This is a genomic window from Vibrio sp. D173a (assembly GCF_030248475.1).
Map to the genome: position 1 here is coordinate 1 of NZ_JAHGAH010001590.1, position 824 is coordinate 824.

General features: G+C 46.2%; 2 protein-coding genes. One reads left to right on the plus strand and one right to left on the minus strand.

Annotation, left to right across the window (positions count from 1 at the left end):
* Positions 1-217: class I SAM-dependent methyltransferase (locus KIV40_RS34960; protein ID WP_285354064.1), on the plus strand; the 217-nt coding region annotated here is incomplete at its 5' end.
* A 132-nt stretch (positions 218-349) separates the two neighbouring features.
* On the opposite strand, the gene KIV40_RS34965 is transcribed toward KIV40_RS34960, so the two are convergent.
* Positions 350-824, minus strand: a 475-nt coding sequence (locus KIV40_RS34965; RefSeq protein WP_285354067.1) for a CDP-alcohol phosphatidyltransferase family protein, incomplete at its 5' end; no start/stop codon positions are given.

The following is an 824-nucleotide window of genomic DNA, read 5'->3' on the forward strand; positions in this document are numbered from 1 at the left end:
TCTGCGTCGTCTCCCTGAGCTTCTTACAGAGGGCGGTGAAGTGATTGCTTGTGTTAACTCTCCAACGGTGTCACCAAACTTCTTGATTGATACCATGGCAGAAGAGGCACCAAACGTTAAGTTCCTAGAGCGTTTAGCTAATCCGCCTGAGTTTGTCGATGTGGATACAGAATCGAGTCTAAAAGTACTTCGCTTCAAGCTGGAATCTGCTGAGTAATATCGTTTACCGATACCAATAAAAACGCCGCATCATCACAGTGCGGCGTTTTTGTATCTACAGAAAGCGATTAGCCAAATCCAAATCAATAGTTGAATAGAGCAACAGGCTAATGAACTAGATGCTCTGGCTCTAGGCGTTTGCGTTGGTGAGGGTTTGGAAACCAAAATAGATGCGCATGAACGTCGTTAGCCAACACGCGGCGCCAAATGCGTAAGCAATCATAGCAAAGTGTTGCGGCCAGATGCAGAAAGCGATAAAGCTGGCGATGGTTTCTGTCCCTTCAGTTAATCCCGACATGTAATAGAGCGATTTGTGCTTATAAACCGGGTTCTCGATGCCTTGTTTTCCAGCCATTACCGCAAACGCTAAGAAGCTGCTGCCTGTACCAATGAAGGAGAAAATCAGAAAGGCGCCTGCGACGGCATTGGCCTCAGGGTTGGCAATCACGAAGCCAAACGGAATCAATGAATAGAACAAGAAATCGAGGCTGATATCAAGAAATCCGCCAGCATCGGTAATCCCTTGGATACGCGCAAGTGCACCATCAAGCCCATCGAAAACACGATTTAGAACAATGAATAGCAGTGCCAATTCATATTGTTGA